Annotated in this window: 3 protein-coding genes; all 3 read right to left on the bottom strand. The window is 35.2% G+C overall.

All coding sequences use genetic code 11. The features are described 5' to 3' along the window. Positions 1-467: 467 nt before the first annotated feature. Positions 468-1,706: an FG-GAP repeat domain-containing protein gene (locus F6K22_RS34610; protein ID WP_293108877.1), complete on the bottom strand. Its 1,239-nt coding sequence runs from the start codon at positions 1,704-1,706 to the stop codon at positions 468-470. A gap of 289 nt (positions 1,707-1,995) precedes the next feature. Then, positions 1,996-2,709: a TrmH family RNA methyltransferase gene (locus F6K22_RS34605; protein WP_293108874.1), complete on the bottom strand. Its 714-nt coding sequence runs from the start codon at positions 2,707-2,709 to the stop codon at positions 1,996-1,998. 590 nt (positions 2,710-3,299) lie between these two features. Next, positions 3,300-3,994, bottom strand: a 695-nt coding sequence (locus F6K22_RS34600) for a metallophosphoesterase family protein (protein WP_293108872.1), incomplete at its 5' end; no start/stop codon positions are given.

Here is a 3,994-nt window from a genome sequence, read left to right as displayed (position 1 = left end):
TCGTTGACAGCAGATGATTTCTTCCTTAGAAGTTAGTCAAGATTGTAATATCAAATCCGGTGTGCGATTCGTTTGGCCTAAGTAAACCCTAGTAGCGCGTCAAGCTTGAAATAGTGTTTTAGGAAAATTCTCCAAACCTTAGTCATAGCAAGAATTATACTAAAAAATTTAATACACCATTTTAAGCTTGACACGGCACTAGACCGTTTTATCTAAAATAGTGCAATAGGAAAAACTGATTAAACCTTACGATAACAAGAATTATACGAAAAAAGCGATCTGCACAGTTTTAGCTGTGTCGGTCCAGTAGGGAGTTGTTGATGTATTGATTAACTTCTATGCCAATCCCTGGGGATAATTCCCATCCTTCAATTGAGGGTCTTAAACTGTAATAGGAGACTGCTTTCTTCAAAGCTGCCATTGATTACTAAGTTGTCTGATGCTGTATTGTCACAAACCTTGACATACTAATCTAAGTTGTTTAACCAAACTTTGTTAGCCTGATTTCGATTAGCAACAAAAGCATCAAGATCACCATCTCCATCCACATCTGCTAAACTTACATCTGTGCTATAGGAATTCCCCAAAGCTTGCTCTGAGTCAGTGAATTTGCCCCTACCATCATTTAACCAAATTTTGCTGGGTTGATTAACATTAGCAACAAAAGCATCAAGATCACCATCTCCATCCACATCTGCTAAACTCACACCATAGCTATTTGAATCCCCCAAAGCTTGCTCTGAGTCAGTAAATTTGCTCGTACCATCGTTTAACCAAACTTTGTTGGGCTGATTAAAATTAGCAACAAAAGCATCAAGATCACCATCTCCATCCATATCAGCTAAACTTACATCTGTGCTATGGGAATTCCCCAAAGCTTGCTCTAAGTCAGTAAATTTGCCCGTACCATCGTTTAACCAAACTTTGTTGGGCTGATTAAAATTAGCAACAAAAGCATCAAGATCACCATCTCCATCCACATCTGCTAAACTCACATTATGGCTTTTGGAATTCCCCAAAGCTTGCTCTGAGTCAGTAAATTTGCCCTTACCATCATTTAACCAAACTTTGTTGGGCTGAACTTTTAACCAAGCTTTGCTGGGGTGAACTTTTTTGGGCTGATTAAAATTAGCAACAAAAGCATCAAGATCACCATCTCCATCCACATCTCCTAAACTTACATCATAGCTGTGGAAATCTCCCAAAGCTTGCTCTGAGTCAGTGAATTTGCCCGTACCATCATTTAACCAAACTTTGTTAGGCTGATTATTTCTATTAGTAACAAAAGCATCAAGATCACCATCTCCATCCACATCTCCTAACCTCACACCTAGACTATAGGACTTCCCCAAAGCTTGCTCTGAGTCCGTGAAATTGCCCATACCATCATTTAACCAAACCTTGTTAGGCTGATTATTCAAATTAGCAACAAAAGCATCAAAGTCACCATCTCCATCCACATCAGCTAAACTTGCATCAAAGCTATCGAAATTACTCAAAGCTTGCCCTGAGTTTTTGAACTCAATCATTGGAGTAGCATTGACTGTTGACATAGCTATGACAAACATCACAACTGCCATTACCACCGCCAGTAAAACCTGAAACCATTTCCCCAAAATTTGTTTTAGTTGTGGCGAAGGATTAAATTCATCCTCTATTGTAGTTTCGGCTACATTTGTTTTCTGTAGCCATCTTGAAAATGCCATGATAGAAATTAGCCTCCTTTGCTATTTTTTTTTCTACCACCAGGATAGTAAATCAAAAGTTCTTTAGAATTTCCCAATTTAATAATTCGTCATAAATCAACGAGATATTTTCATGTACAACTTTGGTTAATAATAAGGTATAATCCAGGGTTAATTTCTTTTCCCTTTAGTAGTGGACTGAAACAACTACAATGGTGCGTTACGACGGATTGCTGAATCCCTTTCATAGTATTAATTTAAGCAGTCTAACGAACCCTACTGGACTTCAATATTTAATCTCCCCATCTCCCTATTTCCCATACTCCCTATTCCTTTCACTCTGATAAATATCTCTGAAAAATTTCTTCTCAATAAGTTCCCCAGCTTTAATAGATTTTCGCAACCAATCTAATTCTAAATCTAATTTTTCTGTGTCGGTTAATTCCCAATTATTATGCTCTTTTTTGAGGCGGTTCATCACATCATATAAACATAAAGCAGCACTAACAGAAATATTAAAACTTTCACTAAATCCCACCATCGGAATTTTTACTGATACATCTGCATTGTTTTGAGCATATTCTGATAACCCATTAATTTCTGAACCAAACATTAACGCTACTTTTTTCTTGACAGATAATTGTTCAATAGTTATCTGTTCTTTATGGAGAGTTGTTGCTGCTATTATATAACCCTCATTTTTTAATCTCTTTAAACATTCCTCTGTATTATTTATATCTGGTTGATTATAACGATATAATGTTAACCAACGATCTGAACCAATAGTTACACCCTGAGTAATTGTAAAAATATTTTTATTCTCTACAATATGTACATCTTGTACGCCAAAACTGTCACAACTTCTCAACACAGCACTAGCATTATGGGGTTGATAAATATCTTCTAAAATAACAGTAATGTAGCGGGTTCTTTGCTGCAAAACTGATAAAATTTTTTCCCGACGTGCTATGGTAACAAATTGACTTAAGTAAGTAATTAATTGTTGTTTTTCTTCTAGTTCCATTCACCATTAATCTCAACTATAAAGTACCAGATAAGCACGAATAAATAAGGAAAGTGATAATACAGTAGTTTCCTACTGTCTGGAAGTACATATATTTATGGTTTTATATGAAATTCTGTTATACAGTTATCGCATTTGCTACTTACCATCAAAACAGACCTTACAGAATAATTAATAATTATTAATTATTAATTAAATAATTCAGCTTACTCTGCCTCCCCTTTTAAGGGGAAAAAAAGAAATAATATTTCCTTATATTCAATTCCCGAACGGTTTTAACCAGAGGTAATTATCCATTATCCATTATCCATTATCCATTAATGAATGGATATATTCTTAAAAAATTTACGCGGCTTAAATCCTTCCTTGTTTTCTTACTTTCAAATTTTTACTTTTGATTTATTTTACCGAATAATTAAGGTTTAAAGCCTCTCACTCGCCGTGGAGAAACAAGAAAAAATTTTCCTTTTATTCAATCCTCTTCCTTTTAGGGAGAGGTAATTATCAATTATCAATTATCAATTATTGAATCTTATCTCTTTTGGCTATTTCACATTCCCTAATTCCCAAATATTTATAGATGAAAATTGTTACGATCGCTGATAATTATTTACTTTAAGGTGTTCTTGGTTATTTTTTCTCATAGAGAAACGCTCTTGCATTTTTTCTCTTAATGTTCGCCTAGGTTTATAAGGTTTTACAAGTTGATCTAAGTGCATTTTCCGAGTTTGATGATCCTTAACATTAACCTGATAAATAATATTATTGTCAACATCTAATCCTGTGAGCCACCCACTTCGAGGATGATATGCACTGGTATCAATATCTAGCCAACCAGCTCCACAAACTAATTCTCCCGGCTCAACATCATCGAAAGTAAAAGTTATAGTATGACCTATAATAATTAATTTATCAGAAAAATAGGGTTTGTCCACAGAATGAAATTCATGGCGAATCCAACAACATTCATGGTGTGCTTGCTTTTGAATAGGTAATTTAGGATCGATCCCTGCATGAACTAACCAAATATCTCCTAAGTCTAGATATAGAGGTAGCGATCGCATCCACTCTAAATCATCATAAGGCATAATTCCTGTCTCTCGATAACTTTCCACAGTTTCAATACCACCACTTTGATACCAACTTTGCCATGCTTCATGCTTTACTTGTGTATCTGAGAGAGCTTTAATCATCATGTGTTCGTGGTTCCCCAAGATACACTGATAGGGGCTATTTCTCACAAATGTTACTACTTGAGAACTTTTCGGACCTCTATCAATTAAGA

The sequence above is a fragment of the Okeania sp. SIO2F4 genome (assembly GCF_010672385.1).
Classification (GTDB): domain Bacteria; phylum Cyanobacteriota; class Cyanobacteriia; order Cyanobacteriales; family Microcoleaceae; genus Trichodesmium.
Note: the sequence above shows the minus strand (reverse complement) of the source record. Positions and strands in the feature narration are given on the sequence as shown.

Bases quoted from the DNA above. Each gene is read 5' to 3' on its own strand.
- F6K22_RS34605 (WP_293108874.1), bottom strand. From the start codon at position 2,709: ATGGAACTAGAAGAAAAACAACAATTAATTACTTACTTAAGTCAATTT.
- F6K22_RS34610 (WP_293108877.1), bottom strand. From the start codon at position 1,706: ATGGCATTTTCAAGATGGCTACAGAAAACAAATGTAGCCGAAACTACA.